This window comes from Streptomyces sp. RGM 3693, assembly GCF_050471125.1.
Classification (GTDB): domain Bacteria; phylum Actinomycetota; class Actinomycetes; order Streptomycetales; family Streptomycetaceae; genus Streptomyces.
In genome coordinates this window covers 2,095,231-2,114,118 of sequence record NZ_JBMPPQ010000002.1, presented here as the reverse complement: position 1 = coordinate 2,114,118, position 18,888 = coordinate 2,095,231, and the positions used below count along the sequence as shown (strand labels likewise).

Genomic DNA, 18,888 nt, shown 5'->3' with positions numbered 1-18,888 from the left:
GCGTCCCCCGGACCCCGACCGGCCACCGCGCTACCGCGCGTTGAAGTACTTGGCCTCCGGGTGGTGGATGACGATGGCGTCGGTGGACTGCTCCGGGTGGAGTTGGAACTCTTCGGAGAGTTGGACACCGATCCGCTCGGGCTGGAGGAGGTCGGCGATCTTGGCGCGGTCCTCCAGGTCGGGGCAGGCACCGTAGCCGAGGGAGAAGCGCGCGCCGCGGTACTTCAGCGCGAACATGTCCTCGACGTCGGCGGGGTCCTCCCCGGCGAAGCCCAGCTCACCGCGGACCCGGGCGTGCCAGTATTCGGCCAGCGCTTCGGCCAACTGGACGGACAGACCGTGCAGTTCGAGGTAGTCGCGGTAGGAGTTGGCTTCGAAGAGTTCGGCGGTGGCTTCGCCGATCTTCGAGCCGACCGTGACGACCTGGAGGCCGACGACGTCGGTTTCGCCGGACTCTTCGGGTCGGAAGAAGTCGGCCAGGCACAGGCGGCGGCCGCGGCGTTGCCGGGGGAAGGTGAAGCGGGTGCGTTCGGTGCCGTCCTCGCCCAGCAGGATCAGGTCGTCGCCCTTGGACACGCACGGGAAGTAGCCGTAGACGACGGCCGCCTCCAGCAGGTTCTCGGTCTGGAGCCTCTCCAGCCAGCCCCGCAGCCGCGGCCGGCCCTCGCTCTCCACCAGCTCCTCGTAGGTGGGACCTTCGCCGGTGCGGGCCTGCTTGAGCCCCCACTGCCCCTTGAACAAAGCGCCCTCATCGAGCCAGGAGGCGTAGTCGGCGAGCTGGATGCCCTTGATGACCCGGGTGCCCCAAAACGGCGGGGTCGGCACCGGGTTGTCGACGGCGACGTCGGAGCGGACCGCGCCCTGCTCCGGCTCCGGCTCGGCGGCCTGCACGGCTCGCTGCGGCACCCGACGCTGCTTCAGCTCCGGCAGCGCCGCCCCCGGCACGCCGCGCTTGACGGCGATGAGCGCGTCCATCAGCCGCAGGCCCTCGAACGCGTCGCGGGCGTAGCGGACTTCGCCCTCGTAGATCTCGTGGAGGTCCTGCTCGACGTAGGCGCGGGTCAGGGCGGCGCCGCCGAGGATGACGGGGTAGTCGGCCGCCATCTTGCGCTGGTTGAGCTCCTCCAAGTTCTCCTTCATGATCACGGTGGACTTGACCAGGAGTCCGGACATGCCGATGACATCCGCCCGGTGCTCCTCGGCAGCCTCCAAGATCGCGGAGACGGGCTGCTTGATGCCGAGGTTGACGACGTTGTAGCCGTTGTTGGACAAGATGATGTCGACGAGGTTCTTACCGATGTCATGGACGTCACCGCGAACGGTGGCCAGCACGATCGTGCCCTTGCCCTCGTCATCGGACTTCTCCATGTGCGGCTCCAGATAGGCCACCGCACTCTTCATGACCTCGGCGGACTGCAACACGAACGGCAACTGCATCTGGCCGGAGCCGAACAGCTCGCCGACCACCTTCATGCCGTCCAGCAACGTCTCGTTGACGATCTGCAACGCCGGACGCTCGGCAAGCGCGGTCTCAAGGTCGGCCTCCAGGCCGTTCTTCTCACCATCGATGATGCGCCGCTTGAGCCGCTCCTCCAACGGCAGCGCCGCCAACTCCTCGGCCTTACCCGCCTTCAGCGACTTCGCGGTGGCGCCCTCGAACAGCTCCATCAGCCTCTGCAGCGGGTCATAACCCTCACTGCGCCGGTCGAAGACCAAGTCCCGCGCCACGGTGACCTGCTCCTCGTCGAAGCGCGCGATCGGCAGGATCTTCGAGGCGTGCACGATCGCCGAGTCCAGGCCGGCCTTGACGCACTCGTCCAAGAACACCGAGTTCAACACGATGCGCGCGGCCGGGTTCAAACCGAAGGAGATGTTCGACAACCCCAACGTCGTCTGAACGTCCGGATGGCGCCGCTTCAGCTCCCGGATGCCCTCGATGGTGGCGATCCCGTCCTTGCGCGACTCCTCCTGACCGGTGCAGATGGTGAACGTCAGGCAGTCGATGAGGATGTCCGACTCCCGCACCCCCCAGTTGCCCGTCAGGTCCGCGATCAGCCGCTCGGCGATCTCCACCTTCTTCTCGGCGGTGCGCGCCTGACCCTCCTCGTCGATGGTCAACGCGATCAACGCCGCACCGTGCTCGGTGGCCAGCCGCGTCACCTTCACAAAGCGCGAGTCCGGGCCGTCACCGTCCTCATAGTTGACGGAGTTGATCACCGCACGGCCGCCGAGCTTCTCCAGCCCCGCCTCGAGGACGTCAAGCTCGGTGGAGTCCAGCACGATCGGCAGGGTGGAGGCGGTGGCGAACCGGCCGGCCAGCTCCGCCATGTCCGCCACACCGTCACGGCCCACGTAGTCCACACACAGGTCGAGCAGGTGCGCGCCCTCGCGGATCTGGTCGCGGGCCATCTCCACACAGTCGTCCCAGCGGCCCTCCAACATCGCCTCACGGAACTTCTTCGACCCGTTGGCATTGGTCCGCTCGCCGATCGCCAGGTAGGAGGTGTCCTGGCGGAATGGGACGGTCTGGTAGAGGGAGGCCGCGCCGGGCTCGGGACGGACCTCACGGACGGTGGGGGCAACGCCTCGGACCCGCTCGACGACCTGCCGCAGGTGCTCGGGCGTGGTCCCACAGCAACCGCCCACCAGCGACAACCCGTACTCGCTGACGAACGTCTCCTGCGCATCGGCCAGCTCGGAGGCGGTCAGCGGGTAGTGCGCACCGTTCTTCCCCAGCACCGGCAGACCGGCATTGGGCATACACGACAACGGGATGCGGGAGTGACGCGCCAGATAGCGCAGGTGCTCACTCATCTCGGCCGGACCGGTCGCGCAGTTCAGGCCGATCATGTCGATACCCAACGGCTCCAACGCCGTCAGCGCCGCGCCGATCTCCGAACCCAGCAGCATCGTCCCGGTGGTCTCCACCGTGACCGAGCAGATGATCGGCAGGTCCGTACCCGTGACCGCGAGGGCCCGGCGGGCACCCAGCACGGCGGCCTTGGTCTGCAGCAGGTCCTGGGTGGTCTCCACCAACAACGCATCTGCGCCGCCGGCGATCATGCCCTCGGCGTTGCTCTGGTAGGCGTCGCGCAACGTGGCGTAATCAACGTGCCCCAGCGTGGGCAGCCTGGTGCCCGGACCCATCGAACCCAGGACGTAGCGCTGCTGGCCGGTGGAGGCGGTGAACTCGTCGGCGACCTCGCGAGCGATCGCGGCACCGGCCTGCGACAGCTCATGGACCCGATCCGCGATGTCGTACTCGGCCAGTGCAGCGAAATTCGCGCCGAAGGTATTGGTCTCCACGCAGTCCACGCCCACGGCGAAGTACTCCTCGTGCACCGACCGCACGATGTCGGGCCGAGTGAGGTTGAGGATCTCGTTGCAGCCCTCCAGCTGCTGGAAGTCCTCCATCGTCGGATCCTGCGCCTGGAGCATCGTGCCCATCGCACCATCGGCAACCACGACCCGCGAAGCAAGCGCTTCACGGAACGAGGAGACGCGGGACGAGCTGATGGACGAGGGCGTATTCGAGGCCATGGTGATGCTCCCGTGGTTGCGACGGCTGTCGGCTTTGCACCCCTCCCTGAAGAGGGCGCACCCGGCCAGCGTAGCTTCCGGGCCGGAACGAGTGTTCCCCATTCCACGGCGTGGACAGCGGTTCCCGAGCGCGGCTCCGTCCGTTATCCATGATCGTCGGTAGCCCGGCCCTCTCCCGACGGTCGGCATGGGCCGATATCGTTCAGCATTGTCGAACCAGATATTTCGGAGGTCGCCCGATGGCACGCACGATCCAGTCGCTGGAGCGAGCAGCCGCGATGCTGCGGCTGCTCGCAGGGGGAGAACGACGACTGGGCCTCTCCGACATCTCCTCCTCCCTGGGGCTGGCCAAGGGCACCGCCCACGGGATCCTGCGCACGCTCCAGCAAGAGGGCTTCGTGGAGCAGGACCAGACCTCGGGCCGCTACCAGCTCGGCGCCGAGCTGCTACGGCTCGGCAACAGCTACCTGGACGTCCACGAGCTGCGGGCGCGCGCCCTGGTGTGGACCGACGACCTGGCCCGCTCCAGCGGGGAGAGCGTCTACCTGGGTGTCCTGCACCAGCAGGGCGTACTGATCGTGCACCACGTCTTCCGCCCCGACGACAGCCGGCAGGTGCTGGAGGTCGGCGCGATGCAGCCGCTGCACAGCACGGCGCTGGGGAAGGTGCTGTCGGCCTACGACCCGGTGGCGCACAGCGAGGTCCTGGAGGGCGAGCGGGAGGCGTTCACGCCGCGGACCACGACCGGTCTGACGGACTTCGAGTCGGTGCTGGACCTGACGCGGGCGCGCGGCTGGGCCGCGGACGTGGAGGAGACCTGGGAGGGCGTGGCCTCGATCGCCGCGCCGATCCACGACCGGCGGCGGATGCCGGTGGGTGCGGTGGGGGTCACCGGGGCCGTGGAACGGGTCTGCCGGGACGGTGAGCTGCGGCCGGAAATCGTCGCTGCTGTGAGGGATTGCGCACGTGCGGTCTCCCGTGACCTGGGAGCAGGGCGATTCTGACCGCCTATGCCCTAAATGTTCACCTAAGTTTTTCGCCATAGAACCCTTGACGAGGTCTAGGAGGTAAATAAAACTGCCGTTCGTCGGTCGGCATTGCCGAACACCTGACGGCAATAAGCGTTAAGGTGTGGACTGCCGCGGGCCGACCAACGCCCTCTCGGAGGGCGCGGACCACCGGAGGGACCCGGGGTTCGCCTTCCCCTGGACGAAGGACAAAGGAGTCGCGGGTGTCCAGCTCCGACATCTTCATCAGCGAGACCATCGGTACCGCTGTTCTGATCTTGATGGGCGGTGGCGTGTGCGCCGCCGTCACCTTCAAGCGCTCCAAGGCGTTCAACGCCGGATGGGTCGCCATCGCCTTCGGGTGGGGCTTCGCCGTCCTCACGGGTGCCTACATCGCCGCCAAGTCCGGCGCGCACCTCAATCCGGCCGTCACCATCGGTCTCGCGATCAAGGGCGGCATCGAGTGGAGCCAGGTGCCGGTGTACTTCGCCGGTGAGTTCCTCGGCGCCATGATCGGTGCGGTCCTGGTGTGGCTCACGTACTACGGACAGTTCCGGGCGCACCTGACCGACCCGGAGGTGCTGGCCGGTCACAACGGCGAGGAGGGCATGGTCGACCCGGCCGCCGCTCCGAAGGCCGGCCCGGTGCTGGGCATCTTCTCCACCGGCCCGGAGATCCGGAACGTGGTGCAGAACCTCGTCACCGAGATCATCGCCACCATCGTGCTCGTGCTGGCGATCCTCACCCTCGGGCTGAGCGACAACGGCAAGGGCGTGGGCGCGATCGGCACCCTGCTGGTCGCCTTGGTCGTCACCGGTATCGGCCTGTCGCTGGGCGGTCCGACCGGGTACGCCATCAACCCGGTCCGCGACCTCGGTCCGCGCGTCGTGCACGCGCTGCTGCCGCTGCCGAACAAGGGGGGGTCCGACTGGGGCTACGCCTGGATCCCGGTCGTCGGCCCGCTGATCGGCGGAGCCATCGCTGGGGGCATCTACCAGTTGGCGTTCGCCTGAGCCGCCCCGTCCTCCCCTCCGCCCGCACCGAATCTTGGAGCACACCATGAGCGACACCCCCAGCACCTCCTCGCACGGCCACGGACCGTTCATCGCGGCGATCGACCAGGGCACCACGTCCAGCCGCTGCATCGTCTTCGACCGGGACGGCCGGATCGTCTCGGTCGACCAGAAGGAACACGAGCAGATCTTCCCCAAGCCGGGCTGGGTCGAACACGATGCGACCGAGATCTGGACCAACGTCCAGCAGGTCGTCGAGGGCGCCATCGAGAAGGCCGCGCAGAGCAACCCCGGCTTCACCTCGGCCGATGTCAAGGCGATCGGCATCACCAACCAGCGCGAGACCACCCTCCTCTGGGACAAGAACACCGGTGAGCCGGTCCACAACGCCATCGTCTGGCAGGACACCCGCACCGACGGGCTCTGCAAGGAGCTGGGCCGCAACGTCGGCCAGGACCGCTTCCGCCGGGAGACCGGTCTGCCGCTGGCCTCCTACTTCGCCGGCCCGAAGATCCGCTGGCTGCTGGACAACGTCGAGGGCCTGCGCGAGCGCGCCGAGCGCGGCGAGATCCTCTTCGGCACCATGGACTCCTGGGTCATCTGGAACCTCACCGGCGGGGTCAACGGCGGCCGGCACGTCACCGACGTCACCAACGCCTCGCGCACCCTCCTGATGAACCTGCACACCCTGCAGTGGGACGAGAAGATCCTCACGTCGATGGACATCCCGGCGGCCCTGCTGCCGGAGATCCGCTCCTCCGCCGAGGTCTACGGCACCACCGCCGCCGGTGTGCTTGAGGGCGTCCCGGTCGCCTCCGCGCTCGGCGACCAGCAGGCCGCGCTCTTCGGCCAGACCTGCTTCGCCGAGGGCGAGGCCAAGTCCACGTACGGCACCGGCACCTTCATGCTGATGAACACCGGCCACGAGCCGGTCAACTCGTACAACGGGCTGCTCACCACGGTCGGTTACCGCATCGGCGACCAGCAGCCGGTCTACGCGCTGGAAGGCTCCATCGCCGTCACCGGCTCGCTCGTCCAGTGGATGCGCGACCAGATGGGGCTCATCAACAGCGCGGCCGAGATCGAGACGCTGGCCAGCACCGTCGAGGACAACGGCGGCGCGTACTTCGTGCCGGCCTTCTCCGGTCTGTTCGCCCCCTACTGGCGCTCGGACGCCCGCGGCGTCATCGCCGGCCTGACCCGGTACGTCACCAAGGCGCACATCGCCCGTGCCGTGCTTGAGGCCACCGCCTGGCAGACCCGCGAGATCACCGACGCCATGACCAAGGACTCCGGCGTCGAGCTGACCGCGCTCAAGGTCGACGGCGGTATGACCTCCAACAACCTGCTGATGCAGACCATCTCGGACTTCCTGGACGCACCCGTGGTGCGCCCGATGGTCGCCGAGACCACCTGCCTCGGCGCTGCCTACGCGGCCGGACTGGCCGTCGGCTTCTGGTCCAGCACCGACGAACTGCGCGCCAACTGGCGCCGGGCCGCCGAATGGACCCCCCGCATGGACGCGGCCACCCGTGACCGCGAGTACAAGAACTGGCTCAAGGCCGTTGAGCGGACCATGGGCTGGCTCGACGACGAGAGCTGACGAGGAGCACATCATGAGCACCCTGCAGAGCGTCCCGGCCCTCGGGACGCACCCGGCCGCCGGTTCCACCCCGAGCCGCGCCGAAACCCGGGAGCAGCTGTCCAAGGCGACGTACGACCTCCTGGTGATCGGCGGCGGCATCCTGGGCATTTCCACCGCCTGGCATGCCGCGCAGGCCGGACTGCGGGTTGCCCTGGTGGACGCCGGTGACTTCGCCGGCGCCACCTCCTCCGCGTCCTCCAAGCTGCTGCACGGCGGTCTGCGCTACCTGCAGACCGGTGCGGTCAAGCTGGTCGCGGAGAACCACTTCGAGCGGCGCGCGGTCTCCCGCCAGGTGGCCCCGCACCTCGCCAACCCGCTCACCTTCTACCTGCCGGTCTACAAGGGCGGCCCGCACGGCGCGGCCAAGCTCGGCGCGGGCGTCTTCGCCTACTCCGCGCTCTCCGCGTTCGGCGACGGCGTCGGCCACGTCATAAGCCCGGCCAAGGCCCAGCGCGACGTCCCGGAGCTGCGCACCGAGAACCTCAAGGCCGTGGCCGTGTACGGCGACGACCAGATGAACGACTCCCGGATGGCGCTGATGACCGTCCGCGCGGCGGTCGCCGCCGGCGCCACGGTCCTCAACCACTCCGAGGTCACCGGTATGCGCTTCACCCAGGGCCGGGTGACCGGTGCGGAGCTCAAGGACCGCCTGGACGGCAGCGAGTTCGGCGTCAACGCCCGCCTGGTCCTCAACGCCACCGGCCCGTGGGTCGACCACCTGCGCAAGATGGAGGACCCCAACGCGGCCCCCTCCATCCGGCTGTCCAAGGGCGCGCACCTGGTCCTCAAGCGCACCTCCCCCTGGAAGGCCGCGCTGGCCACCCCGATCGACAAGTACCGCATCACCTTCGCCCTCCCCTGGGAGGACATGCTGCTGCTGGGCACCACCGACGAGGAGTACGAGGGCGACCCGGCGGACGTCGCGGTCACCGAGAAGGACACCGCCCAGATCCTGGACGAGGCCGCCTTCTCCGTCCGCGACCAGCAGCTCTCCCGCGACCTGATCACCTACTCGTTCGCCGGTCTGCGGGTGCTGCCCGGCGGCCCCGGCGACACCTCCAAGGCCAAGCGCGAGACGGTGGTCACCGAGGGCCGCGGCGGGATGCTGTCGGTGGCCGGCGGCAAGTGGACGACCTTCCGGCACATCGGCCGTACGGTGATGAACAAGCTCGCCGCGCTGCCCGGCCACCCGCTGGCCGAGGACATGGAGCCGATCTCGCAGCTGCCGAAGAAGCTCCCGCTGCCCGGTATCGCCAACCCCAACGCGGTCGCCCACCGCCTGCTGATCGACGGCGGCACCCCCGGCCCGCGGATGGCCGCCGACACCGCGCGGCACCTCGCCACGCACTACGGCTCGCTCTCCTTCGACATCGCCCGGATGGCGAACGAGGACCCGGCGCTGGCCGAGCGGATCCACCCGGACGCGCCGGAGATCTGGGCGCAGGTCGCCTACGCCCGGGACCACGAGTGGGCCGAGACCGTCGACGACGTGCTGCGCCGCCGGACCACGCTGACCATCCGCGGTCTGGACAACGAGGACGTGCGGGCCCGGGTCAAGGGCATGCTGGAGCGCTGACGCACGGCCAGTAGGCCGGTCGGTGAACGGTGGTGGGGCGGTCGGGGGGCCGCCCCACTCGCCTTTCCGGAGCACCTCACGGCGCGCGTCCCCGAGCGGGGCGCGCGCCGCGGTCATTTCCGTACCCCTGCCATGCGGCTGACACACCGCGGCAACGTCCGGCGCGCACAGTGAGAGGGGCGACCGTCGGAGGCCGGCAGCGCGCCCACCCGCCCGGGCGGAACTCCACGCCAGAAGGACACCATGAAATTCTCCGTGCTCTCCCTGATCGGCCATGCCCCGCACCCGCTGACCGGTCATCTCCCCTCCCCCGCCGACCGGTTCGCGCAGGTCGTCGAGACGGCCGTGGCGGCCGAGCGGCTCGGCTTCGACGCGTACGCCGTCGGTGAGCGGCACGCCGGGCCGTTCCTCTCCTCCAGCCCGTCGGTGGTGCTGGGGGCGCTGGCCGCCCGGACGTCCCGGATCCGGTTGCTGACCGGAGTGACCGTCGTGGCGATCCTCGACCCGGTCCGGGTCGCCGAGGACTACGCGACCCTCACCCAGCTCGCCCGCGGCCGGCTCGAACTCGTCATCGGCAAGGGCGCGGAGGCCGGGCACTTCGACCTGTTCGGGCTCGACGAGGAGCGGCAGTGGGACCTCCAGGCCGAGAAGTACGAGCTGCTGCGCCGGCTGTGGAGCGAGGAGAACGTCGATTGGGCGGGCGAGTTCCGGCCACCGTTGAAGGACGTGACGACGGTGCCGCGCCCGTACGGCGGTCCGCCGCGGATCTGGCACGGCTCGGCCACCAGCCGCAACTCCCCCGAACTCGCCGCGAAGCACGGCGATCCGCTGTTCACCGCCAACGCCATCCAACCGCGGGCCGCCTACGCCGAGTTGATCGCGCACTACCGCGAGCGGTTCGCCGCGTACGGCCACGATCCGGCGCGGGCCCGGGTGGCCGCCGGCTCCGGCGGGCTGTTGATCGCCGACACCGAACGGCAGGCGATCGCCCGCTACAAGGACCTCTACGAGGCGAAGGTCGCCCAGACCTTCCAACCGCACCTGGCGGGCAAGGCCGGCTACAACACCCCGTTCCGCACCATCGAGGACGCCATCGCGGACGGTCCGCAGCTGATCGGTTCGCCGCAGCAGATCATCGACAAGATCCTCGGCTACCACGCGGTGTACGGGCACGACCTCCAGTCGATCACCGTCGACGGCTTCGGTCTGGAGCACGGCGAACAGGTGGAGACCCTCCAGCGGTTCGCCGAGGAGATCGCCCCGGTGGTCCGCCGCGAGGCACCCAGCACGCTGTGGGAGGACCCGGCGGGCGAGGCCGGGGCGGGCGGGGAAGGACGCTGAGCGGGCCCGCGGGTCATAATGCCCCCAGACATCGGATGTCTGGGGGCGGTGCCCGCGGCGTCCGGGCGGGTCCGGACGGGGAGGGCAGCCATGGCGGTCACCGACGAGGCCATCGAGAAGATCAAGGGGATGATCGTCTCCGGTGCGCTGCGGCCGGGTGACCGGCTGCCCAAGGAGAGCGAACTCGCCGCCGAACTGGGGCTGTCGCGCAATTCCCTGCGGGAGGCGGTGCGGGCGCTGTCGCTGATCCGGATCCTCGACGTCCGCCAGGGCGACGGCACCTACGTCACCAGCCTGGACCCGCAACTCCTGCTGGAGGCGATGAGCTTCGTGGTGGACTTCCACCGCGACGACACGGTGCTGGAGTTCCTCGCCGTCCGCCGGATCCTGGAGCCGGCCGCCACCGGCATGGCGGCCGGCCGGCTCCCCTCAGCCGAACTGGACGCGCTCCAGGCCCAGTTGGATGCGTTGGGCCCCGCGCCATCGGTGGAGGACCTGGTCGCCGGCGACCTGGAGTTCCACCGCCGGATCGTCGCCGCGTCGGGGAACTCCGTGCTCTGCTCGCTGCTGGACGGCCTGTCCGGGCCGACCACCCGCGCCAGGATCTGGCGCGGGCTGACCCAGAAGGACGCGGTCGCCCGCACCCTCACCGAGCACCGGGCGATCCTCGGCGCGCTGCGCGACGGGGACGCCGAGGCGGCGCGGGCGTGGGCGACGGTGCACATCGCCAGCGTGGAGCAGTGGCTGCGGGCGTCGCTGTGAGGCCGCCCGCAGCCGGCGGTCAGGCCGCGAAGCCGCCGTCGACCGCGAGCGCGGCACCGGTGATGTACCGGCCGCCGTCGCCCGCCAGGTGGGCCACCGTCGCCGCCACGTCCGCCGGCTGCCCGTAGCTGCCGAGTGAGGTCAACTGGGCCTGGAATGCCGCGTTCTCGCCGTCCGCCGGGTTCATGTCGGTGTCGATGGGACCCGGGTGGACGAGGTTGACGGTGATGCCGCGCGGGCCGAGTTCCCGGGCCAGCGCCTTGGTCAGGCCGCCCAGCGCGGCCTTGCTGGTGACGTAGAGGGAACCGCCGGGGAAGGCCACCCGTTCGGCCATGCAGCTGCCGATGGAGATGATCCGGCCGCCGTCGGAGAGATGGGCGGCCGCGGCCTGGGCGGCCAGGAACGGGGCCCGGACGTTGATCGCCAGCACCCGGTCCACGTCGTCGAGCGAGATCCCCTCGAAGGGGCCCAGGACGCCCGCGCCCGCGTTGTTGACGAGGATGTCCAGCCGCCCGAACCGGTCGGCCGCGGCGGCGACCGAGGCCCGTACCGCGTCCGGGTCCGCGCCGTCGGCCCGGATCGCCCAGGCCCGTCCGCCGGTCCGCTCGATCTGCTGGACGACCTGGGCTGCCAGGTCGTCCCGGTTCTGGTACGTCAGCGCCACCGCCGCCCCGTCGGCCGCCAGTCGCGCCGCGATCGCCGCGCCGATGCCCCGGCTGCCGCCGGTCACCAGGGCCGCCTTGCCGGTCAGCGGGCGGGTGCCGGGCACGGGGGTTGCGGACGCCATGGCCGTCGTCATCGTCATCACCTTTGTCTCACGTTCCTCTTCGAGCCGTACGTACCGTATTAGGGGCATCCAGCAGGGTTTCTGCGCTTCCGGGTGCTTCCTCCGCGGTACGGCTCGATCCTCCGACACCGCGGCGGGCGGCGCTGGCGGAATCCGGACGCCTAGTAGGGCTTGGTCAGGTTCGGTTGCTGGTGGCGTGTCCTGGTGATCAGTTGTTCCGTTGATCGGGTGTGACGCCTGAGGAGCTGGCTGTGGTCCGGTGTGATCTGGAGGAATTCGCGGCGGATGTGTTCGAGCCGTTCGCGCGGGCGGACCAGCGCCGGTGGGGCGGGGTGTATCTGCGAGGGTTGTTGCTGGACGGGCAGCGCAAGTCCGTGGAGCCGATGGCGGCTCGACTGGGGCAAGAGGGCAACCGGCAGGCCCTGGCCCACTTCCTCACGACCAGTCCCTGGGATCCGGCACACGTGCGAGCCCGGCTCGCGTGGAAGATCGCGCGCCATCAAACCGACCGCGTTGATCATTGATGACACGGGCTTTCTCAAGGACGGCTATGCCTCGGCGTGTGTGTCGAGGCAGTACACCGGCACCGCTGGGAAGGTCACCAACTGCCAGGCGGGCGTGTCCCTTCACCTGGCCTCCGACCACGCGTCGGCGGCCATCGACTGGCGTCTGTTCCTCCCGGAGACCTGGGACCCGGCCTCGTCGAAGGCCGATCCGGTCAAGGTGGCCCGCCGCTTGAAGTGCGGCGTCCCCGCCGGCGTCAGCCATGTCGAGAAGTGGCAGCTGGCCCTGGACATGGTCGACGAGACACGGTCGTGGGGCGTCGACGTGCCACTGGCCGTCGCCGACGGCGGCTACGGGGACACCGCCGCCTTCCGCCTTGGCCTCGAAGAACGCGGGCTGCACTACGTGGTAGGCGTCTCCACCACAACGACCGCCCACCCCGGCGACGCCGTGCCGTCCATCCCGCCCTACCGCGGAACCGGCCGCCCGCCGACGCCGAGATACCCCGCCCCTGCCACGAGCGTGAAACAGCTGGTCATCGACGCCGGACGCAGGGCGGCCAGACCCGTGCAGTGGCGGGAGGGCTCCCGTCCGGGCACCGGCCGCAACGGTCTCAAGCGCATGTACGGGCGGTTCGTCGCCCTGCGGATCCGTCCCGCCGGACGGCAGATCCGCAAAACCTCCCGCGGTCCGGAACTGCCCGCGTGCTGGCTGCTGGCCGAATGGCCCGCCACCGAGCCCGAACCGGTCCAGTTCTGGCTCTCCAACATGCCCGCGGACACCCCGCTGACCACGCTGGTACGGCTCGCGAAGCTCCGCTGGCGGATCGAGCACGACTACCGCGAGATGAAACAAGCCCTGGGACTGGCCCACTTCGAGGGCCGGACCTGGAACGGCTGGCACCACCACGTCACCCTCGTCTCCGCCGCCCACGCCTTCTGCACCCTCCAGAGACTGGCCCGAGCCCCAAAAGAAACGGCGCCGGCCTGACCCTCTACCGGATCGTCCGCGAACTGCAGACTCTCCTCGCCACCTGGACCGGCGCCTGCCCCACCTGTCACCGCGACATACCCGCGCTCATATCAACCTGACCAAGCCCTACTAGTCCCGGCCCGGCGAGGGCCCGGTGGCGAGGCCGTAGACCCGTGTGGCCGTGCCGCCGAAGACCGCCGCGCGTTCGGGCGCGGTGAGGTGGTCGGTGGCGGCTTCGGCGAGGGCGACGACGTCCCCGTACCCCGCGGCCAGGGTGCAGACCGGCCAGTCGGAGCCGAACATCACCCGGTCCGGGCCGAAGACGTCCAGGGCGTGCCGGGCGTAGGGCAGGATCTGCGGCGGCCGCCAGGCGGACCAGTCGGCCTCGGTGACCAGGCCGGAGAGCTTGCAGGTGACGTTGGGGAGGGTGGCGAGCGCGGTGAGCGCGTCCGCCCAGGGCTGCCAACCGCCGTGCGCGACGGCCGGTTTGGCGGCGTGGTCCAGCACGAAGGACAGCTCCGGCAGGGCCCGTACGGCGGCCTGGGCGGCGGGCAGTTCGCGCGGGGTGACCAGCAGGTCGTAGACGAGTCCGCGGTCGGCCAGGGTGCGCAGGCCGCGCCGGACGGCGGGGCGGGCGAGCCAGTCGGGGTCGGGTTCGTCCTGGACCTGGTGGCGGAGGCCGACGAGTCCGGCGGGCAGGGCGGCGAGCGCGTCCGGCAGGCCGGCGGCGGTGAGGTCGGCCCAGCCGACGACGCCGCGCACCGGCCCGTCCCCGGCGGCGACGGCGAGGAGTTCGACGGTCTCCCGGTACGAGGCCGAGGACTGGACCAGGACGGTACCGGCGATGCGGTGCGCCGCCAGGTGCGGGACGAGGTCGGCCGGGGCGTAGCTGCGGCGGATCGGGTCGGCCCAGGGCCCGTCCATCCACGGCTGGTCGCGGCGGGTGAGGTCCCATAGGTGGTGGTGGGCGTCGATGCGCATCGGGGCGGCTCCGCTGGTCGGGTCGGCGGGCGGGGGTCAGCACTCCAGCGGCAGCGGCAGGTCGGGGTCGAGCAGGCCGCGGGCGACGAGGGTGTGCCAGAGGGCGTCCGGGACGGGGTGGTGGAAGAGGGCGGCGTTCTCGGCGGCCTCGTCGGGCGAGGCGGCGCCGACCACGGCCGCGGCGACGGCCGGGTGGCCGAACGGGAAGCGGAGCGCGGCCGCCTTGAGGGGGACGTCGAACTCGGCGCAGACGGTGGCCAGTTGACGGGCCCGGGCGAGCACAGCGGGCGGCGCGGGGGCGTAGTCGTACGGGGCTCCGGGGGACGGATCGGCCAGCAGACCGGAGTTGTAGACCCCGCCGACCACCACCGACGTGCCGCGCCGGGCGCACACCGGCAGCAGGTCGTCGACGGCGGTCCGTTCCAACAGCGTCCAGCGGCCGGCGCAGAGCACCACATCGACGTCCAGGTCGGCGACCAGCCGGGCCAGCACACCGCTGTGGTTCATGCCGAAGCCGATGGCGCGGACCCTCCCCTCGGCGCGGAGCTCGGCCAGTGCCGGGTAGCCCGTGGCGTAGACCTCGGGGAGGTGGTGCTCGACGTCGTGGAGGTAGACGATGTCCACCGCGGCCACGCCGAGCCGGGCCAGGGACGCCTCCAGGGTGGCCCGGATGCCGTCGCGGGTGAGGTCGCGGACCCGGGCCCGGGCGGGGGTGGCCACGAAGCCCTCGCCGGACGGCTGCTCGCCGGGGGCCAGCGGGCGGAGCCGGCGGCCGACCTTGGTGGACAGTACGTAGCCGGTGCGGTCCAGGCCGCGCAGCGCCCGGCCGAGGCGCTCCTCGGAGAGGCCGACGCCGTAGTGCGGGGCGGTGTCGAGGTAGCGGGCACCGGTGGCCAGGGCGGTGCGGACGACGGCTCGGGCGCGCTCCTCGGGGACGGCGCGGTAGAGGTTGCCGAGCGGGGCGCAGCCCAGGCCCAGCGGTGGGACGGTGACGCCGCTGCGGCCCAGTTCCCGTGGCCCGTGGGGCGGTCGACTCATGGCGGCGGTCCCTTCAGTCCTGCTTCTCGCCACTGGTGAAGCGGGAGACGACCAGCGCGAGGAGGATGATCGCGCCGTTGAGGAACTGCGTCCACAGCGGCGGCACGCCACCCAGGGTCATCACGTTGATGACGAGTTGGAGGGTGAGGACGCCGGTGAGCGCCCCGAAGAGGGTGCCGCGGCCGCCCTTGAGGCTGATGCCGCCGATCACCGCGGCGGCGAATACTTGGAAGATCCAACCGCTGCCCTGACTGGCGGAGACCGCGCCGTAGTGGCCGGTGTAGAGGATGCCGGCGAAGGCCGCGAGGACCCCGGCGAGGACCAGGACGATCCAGGTGACCCGGTCGGTGCGGATGCCGGCGGCCCGGGCCGCCTCCGGGTTGCCGCCGATCGCGTAGAGCGCCCGGCCGTGCCGGAGGTAGCCGAGCGCCGCGCCGCCGAGGGCGAAGAGGGCCAGGCAGATCCAGACGGCGGCCGGGACGCCCAGCCAGGTGGCCTGGCCCAGGTAGGCGAAGGAGTCCGGGACATCGCCGATGGAGCGGCCCTCGGAGAGTCCGACGTGCAGGCCGCGCAGCATGGTGAGCATGCCGAGGGTGGCGATGAAGCCGTTGACCCGGAGCCGGAGGATGAGGAAGCCGTTGGCGGCGCCGATGAGCGCGCCCACGGCCAGGCAGAGCGGGACCGCCATCCAGGAGGGCAGCAGCCCCAGGCCGGCGAAGCGGGTGCCGTGCGCGGGCAGGACCAGCCACAGGGCGACCACCGGCGCCAGTCCGATGGTCGACTCCAGCGACAGGTCCATCCGCCCGCTGATCAGGACCAACGCCTCGCCGAGCACCAACAGGCCCAGTTCGGTGGACTGTTGGACGACGCCGATGAGGTTGTCCTCGGTGAGGAAGGCGGGCGAGACGATGAAGCCGATGACGCCGAGGAGCAGGATCACCGGGACGAGGGAGAAGTCCCGCCAGCGGCCCGGCGCGAGCCGGGGGCGGCGCACCGGGGCGGCCGGCGACGCCTCGGTGCCCGGTGGTGCCGTGGTCTCGGTCATGGCGCGGTCCCTTCCGTCGTGGGGGTGTCCGGTGCGGTGGGCCGGCCGGCGGTGCCGGAGGTGCCGGAGGTGACGCCCTCCATCGCGGCCACCAGGTCCGCCTCGCGCCAGCCACGGGGGAACTCGGCCCGGGCCCGGCCGCGGAAGACCGCCACGACCCGGTCGCAGACCCGCAGGTCGGCCAGCTCGTCGGAGACGATCAGGGCGCCGCGGCCACCGTCCGCGACCTGCCGTACGACGCCGAGCAGGGCCTCCTTGGACCGGACGTCCACGCCGTTGGTGGGGCGGACGGCGACCAGGACGGCGGGGTCGCGGGCCAGCGCGCGGGCGACCACCACCTTCTGCTGGTTGCCGCCGGAGAGCCCGGCGACCGGCTGGCCGGGCCCGGTGGTCTTGATGTCCAGTGCCGCGATCATCCGCCGGGCGAACTCCCGGGTCCGGGCGGGCAGGACGGTCCCCAGCGGGCCCAGTTGCCCGGTGACGGCCAGGGTGGCGTTCTCGGCGACGCTGCGGCCGGGGACCAGCCCCTCGCGATGCCGGTCCTCGGGGACGTAGCCGATGCCGGCGTCCAGGGCGTGCGGCACGCTTCCGGGGCGGACCGGCCGGCCGCGGACGGTGATCCGCCCGGTGTCCGGGGTGCGCAGTCCCGCCAGCGCCTCGGCGAACGCGGTGGTCCCGCCGGTGGCGGCGCCGGCCAGGCCGACCACCTCGCCGGCCCGTACGGTCAGGTCCAGCGGGCCGAAGTGCCCTTGCAGCGCCAGTCCTTCGGCCCGCAGCAGCGGATCGCCGGCGGGGTGCGCGGCGGCCGGGACCGGCGGCGCCCCGGCGCGGGCGGAGCGCCGGTGCCCGGTCTCCTCCCCCGTCATCGCCGCCACCAGCGCGTCCTCGGTCAGTTCGGCGACCGGGGCGGTCAGCACCCACCGGGCGTCCCGAAGGACCGTAACGGTGTCACAGAGCGCATGGACCTCCTGGAGGTGGTGGGAGATGAACAGGAACGCCACCCCCTGGGCGCGCAGTTCCCGCAGTTTGGTGAAGAGCCGGGCGATACCGGCCGCGTCCAGCCGGGCGGTGGGCTCGTCCAGGATGATCAGCCGGGCGCCGTGCGTCAGGGCGCGGGCGATCTCCACGAACTGGCGCTGTTCGACGCCCAGTTCCCCGAGGCGGGCGGCCGGATCGACGTCCACGCCGTACCCGGCGAGCAGGTCCCGGGCCCGGGTGCGCAGCGCCCGCCAGCGGATGGCGGGACCGCCGGGGAAGCGGTTGAGGAAGAGGTTCTCGGCCACCGTCAGTCCGGGCACGGTCATCGGCCGCTGGTGGACGCAGGCGACCTGGCGCTGCCAGGCGGCGGGGTCGCCCCAGCCGGGCGCGGGCGCCCCGCCGAAGGTGACCCGCCCGGCGTCCGGCCGGGCCATCCCGGTCAGCACCGCCACCAGGGTCGACTTGCCGGCGCCGTTGCGGCCGACCAGGGCGTGTGCCTCTCCGGGCCGGACGGTCAGGTGGACCCCGTCGAGGGCGAGGGTGGGCCCGTAGCGCTTGACGACGCCCTCGGCGTGCACCGCCGCGGGCTGCTCGGCCGACGGGCCGCCGCTGGGGGCGGCCATCACTTCCCCTTCGCCAGCTGATTGGCCCACAGCTGCGGGTCGTTGACGTTGTCCTTGGTGACCAGGGGCGCGGGCAGTTGGTCCTCCCACCCGTTCTTGATCTTCACGATGGTCGAGCCGTGGTCGGTCGGCCCGGACCGGAAGGTCTTCCCGGCGAGCGCCGCCCGGGCGTAGTACAGGGCGTACTTGGCGTAGAGGTCGGCGGGCTGGGAGAGGGTGGCGTCCAGGGTGCCGGCGCGGATGGCGGCCAGTTCGTCGGGGATGCCGTCGTTGGAGATGAGCGTGAGGTGGCCCGGTGTCCCGGCGGGTTTGAGCAGTCCGCGCTGCTGCAACAGGGCCAGCACCGGCTGGAGGAAGGCGCCGCCGGCCTGGAGGTAGACGCCGTCGAGGTCCTTGTGCTGGGCCAGCAGGCTCTGGAGCTTGGCGGAGGCGACCTCGCCCTTCCAGTCCGTGGCCAGTTCGTGGACGGTGATCCCGGGGAACTTCCGCTTCATACAGGCCGCGAACGCCTCCGAGCGGTCCCGTCCGTTGATCGAGCTGAGGTCGCCCTGGAGTTCGGCGACCCGGCCGTGGCCGCCGAGCCGCTTGCCGAGGAACTCGCAGGAGCGCTCCCCGTAGGCGCGGTTGTCGGCCCGGACGACCATGTAGACCGGGCCGTCGTCGGGGCGGGTGTCGACGCTGACGACCGGGATCTTCTTGGCGGCCAGGCGCCGGAGTTCGGCGGTGATGGCGCCGGTGTCCTGCGGGGCCATCACGATCGCCCGGGCGCCCTGGCTGGTCAGCGCCTGGACGTCGGAGACGACCTTGGCGATGTCGTTCTGCGAGTTGGCCAACGGGAGCGCGGACGGGCCGCCGTGGGACAGGTCCGCCTCCAGGTACTGCTGGTAGGAGTTCCAGAAGTCGGTGTCGGTGCGGGGCACGTCGATGCCGATCCGGCCCGCGGCGTCGCTGCCGCGGTTGCAGCCGGTCAGCACGACCAGCGCGGCCAGCGCGAGCACCGCGGCTCCGGCCGCCGCGCCGGTGGTGCGGGTACGCAGTCTCATGGGTGGTCCCTCGCGTCGGGTCGGTGTTCCCTC

General features: G+C 71.3%; 13 protein-coding genes and 1 pseudogene. 7 read left to right on the top strand and 7 right to left on the bottom strand.

The window, feature by feature from the left end; all coding sequences use genetic code 11:
• Nucleotides 1-30: 30 nt before the first annotated feature.
• Nucleotides 31-3,540 carry a methionine synthase gene (gene metH / locus ACO0M4_RS26750; protein WP_430373451.1) on the bottom strand — a complete coding sequence of 1,170 codons (3,510 nt, stop codon included), beginning with the start codon at nt 3,538-3,540 and terminating at the stop codon, nt 31-33.
• A gap of 239 nt (nt 3,541-3,779) precedes the next feature.
• Here metH and ACO0M4_RS26745 point away from each other — a divergent pair, with 239 nt between their 5' ends.
• The 6 genes from ACO0M4_RS26745 to ACO0M4_RS26720 all read left to right on the top strand — a co-directional run bounded on the left by ACO0M4_RS26745 (nt 3,780) and on the right by ACO0M4_RS26720 (nt 10,884).
• Nucleotides 3,780-4,544: an IclR family transcriptional regulator gene (locus tag ACO0M4_RS26745; protein ID WP_430373450.1), complete on the top strand. Its 765-nt coding sequence runs from the start codon at nt 3,780-3,782 to the stop codon at nt 4,542-4,544.
• Between the two features lie 227 nt (nt 4,545-4,771).
• Nucleotides 4,772-5,560 (top strand): MIP/aquaporin family protein, encoded by a 789-nt coding sequence (locus tag ACO0M4_RS26740; protein ID WP_390026109.1) that lies wholly within the window; start codon nt 4,772-4,774, stop codon nt 5,558-5,560.
• 46 nt (nt 5,561-5,606) lie between these two features.
• A complete protein-coding gene (glpK, locus tag ACO0M4_RS26735) occupies nt 5,607-7,163 on the top strand; it encodes a glycerol kinase GlpK (protein WP_430373449.1) in 1,557 nt (518 codons plus the stop codon).
• Nucleotides 7,164-7,176: 13 nt separating this feature from the next.
• Complete coding sequence (locus tag ACO0M4_RS26730) at nt 7,177-8,781, top strand: FAD-dependent oxidoreductase (protein WP_430373448.1); 1,605 nt, start codon at nt 7,177-7,179, stop codon at nt 8,779-8,781.
• A 243-nt stretch (nt 8,782-9,024) separates the two neighbouring features.
• Nucleotides 9,025-10,122 carry an LLM class flavin-dependent oxidoreductase gene (locus tag ACO0M4_RS26725; RefSeq protein WP_430373447.1) on the top strand — a complete coding sequence of 366 codons (1,098 nt, stop codon included), beginning with the start codon at nt 9,025-9,027 and terminating at the stop codon, nt 10,120-10,122.
• A gap of 90 nt (nt 10,123-10,212) precedes the next feature.
• Nucleotides 10,213-10,884, top strand: a complete 672-nt coding sequence (locus ACO0M4_RS26720; RefSeq protein ID WP_430373446.1) for a FadR/GntR family transcriptional regulator — start codon at nt 10,213-10,215, stop codon at nt 10,882-10,884.
• Between the two features lie 19 nt (nt 10,885-10,903).
• On the opposite strand, the gene ACO0M4_RS26715 is transcribed toward ACO0M4_RS26720, so the two are convergent.
• On the bottom strand, nt 10,904-11,689 hold the full coding sequence (locus ACO0M4_RS26715; RefSeq protein WP_430373445.1) for an SDR family NAD(P)-dependent oxidoreductase: 786 nt from the start codon (nt 11,687-11,689) through the stop codon (nt 10,904-10,906).
• A gap of 212 nt (nt 11,690-11,901) precedes the next feature.
• Between ACO0M4_RS26715 and ACO0M4_RS26710 the strand changes: the two are divergent.
• Nucleotides 11,902-13,165: pseudogene (locus tag ACO0M4_RS26710) on the top strand (IS701 family transposase).
• A gap of 111 nt (nt 13,166-13,276) precedes the next feature.
• Here ACO0M4_RS26710 and ACO0M4_RS26705 read toward each other — a convergent pair.
• The 5 genes from ACO0M4_RS26705 to ACO0M4_RS26685 are packed head-to-tail and all read right to left on the bottom strand — an operon-like array spanning nt 13,277 to nt 18,855.
• On the bottom strand, nt 13,277-14,128 hold the full coding sequence (locus ACO0M4_RS26705; protein ID WP_430373444.1) for an amidohydrolase family protein: 852 nt from the start codon (nt 14,126-14,128) through the stop codon (nt 13,277-13,279).
• Between the two features lie 36 nt (nt 14,129-14,164).
• The gene (locus tag ACO0M4_RS26700; protein WP_430373443.1) at nt 14,165-15,166 is read right to left on the bottom strand and encodes an aldo/keto reductase; all 1,002 of its coding nucleotides are present in this window, start codon (nt 15,164-15,166) and stop codon (nt 14,165-14,167) included.
• A gap of 13 nt (nt 15,167-15,179) precedes the next feature.
• On the bottom strand, nt 15,180-16,211 hold the full coding sequence (locus ACO0M4_RS26695) for an ABC transporter permease (RefSeq protein WP_430373442.1): 1,032 nt from the start codon (nt 16,209-16,211) through the stop codon (nt 15,180-15,182).
• Nucleotides 16,208-17,812 (bottom strand): sugar ABC transporter ATP-binding protein, encoded by a 1,605-nt coding sequence (locus ACO0M4_RS26690; protein WP_430373441.1) that lies wholly within the window; start codon nt 17,810-17,812, stop codon nt 16,208-16,210. The genes ACO0M4_RS26695 and ACO0M4_RS26690 overlap by 4 nt, the downstream gene beginning before the upstream one ends.
• Nucleotides 17,812-18,855 carry a sugar ABC transporter substrate-binding protein gene (locus ACO0M4_RS26685; RefSeq protein WP_430373440.1) on the bottom strand — a complete coding sequence of 348 codons (1,044 nt, stop codon included), beginning with the start codon at nt 18,853-18,855 and terminating at the stop codon, nt 17,812-17,814. The genes ACO0M4_RS26690 and ACO0M4_RS26685 overlap by 1 nt, the downstream gene beginning before the upstream one ends.
• Between the last annotated feature and the right edge of the window lie 33 nt (nt 18,856-18,888).

Bases quoted from the DNA above. Each gene is read 5' to 3' on its own strand.
- ACO0M4_RS26705 (WP_430373444.1), bottom strand. From the start codon at position 14,128: ATGCGCATCGACGCCCACCACCACCTATGGGACCTCACCCGCCGCGAC.
- ACO0M4_RS26730 (WP_430373448.1), top strand. From the start codon at position 7,177: ATGAGCACCCTGCAGAGCGTCCCGGCCCTCGGGACGCACCCGGCCGCC.
- ACO0M4_RS26695 (WP_430373442.1), bottom strand. From the start codon at position 16,211: ATGACCGAGACCACGGCACCACCGGGCACCGAGGCGTCGCCGGCCGCC.
- ACO0M4_RS26715 (WP_430373445.1), bottom strand. From the start codon at position 11,689: ATGACGATGACGACGGCCATGGCGTCCGCAACCCCCGTGCCCGGCACC.
- ACO0M4_RS26745 (WP_430373450.1), top strand. From the start codon at position 3,780: ATGGCACGCACGATCCAGTCGCTGGAGCGAGCAGCCGCGATGCTGCGG.
- glpK (WP_430373449.1), top strand. From the start codon at position 5,607: ATGAGCGACACCCCCAGCACCTCCTCGCACGGCCACGGACCGTTCATC.
- ACO0M4_RS26690 (WP_430373441.1), bottom strand. From the start codon at position 17,812: ATGGCCGCCCCCAGCGGCGGCCCGTCGGCCGAGCAGCCCGCGGCGGTG.
- metH (WP_430373451.1), bottom strand. From the start codon at position 3,540: ATGGCCTCGAATACGCCCTCGTCCATCAGCTCGTCCCGCGTCTCCTCG.
- ACO0M4_RS26700 (WP_430373443.1), bottom strand. From the start codon at position 15,166: ATGAGTCGACCGCCCCACGGGCCACGGGAACTGGGCCGCAGCGGCGTC.
- ACO0M4_RS26720 (WP_430373446.1), top strand. From the start codon at position 10,213: ATGGCGGTCACCGACGAGGCCATCGAGAAGATCAAGGGGATGATCGTC.
- ACO0M4_RS26725 (WP_430373447.1), top strand. From the start codon at position 9,025: ATGAAATTCTCCGTGCTCTCCCTGATCGGCCATGCCCCGCACCCGCTG.
- ACO0M4_RS26685 (WP_430373440.1), bottom strand. From the start codon at position 18,855: ATGAGACTGCGTACCCGCACCACCGGCGCGGCGGCCGGAGCCGCGGTG.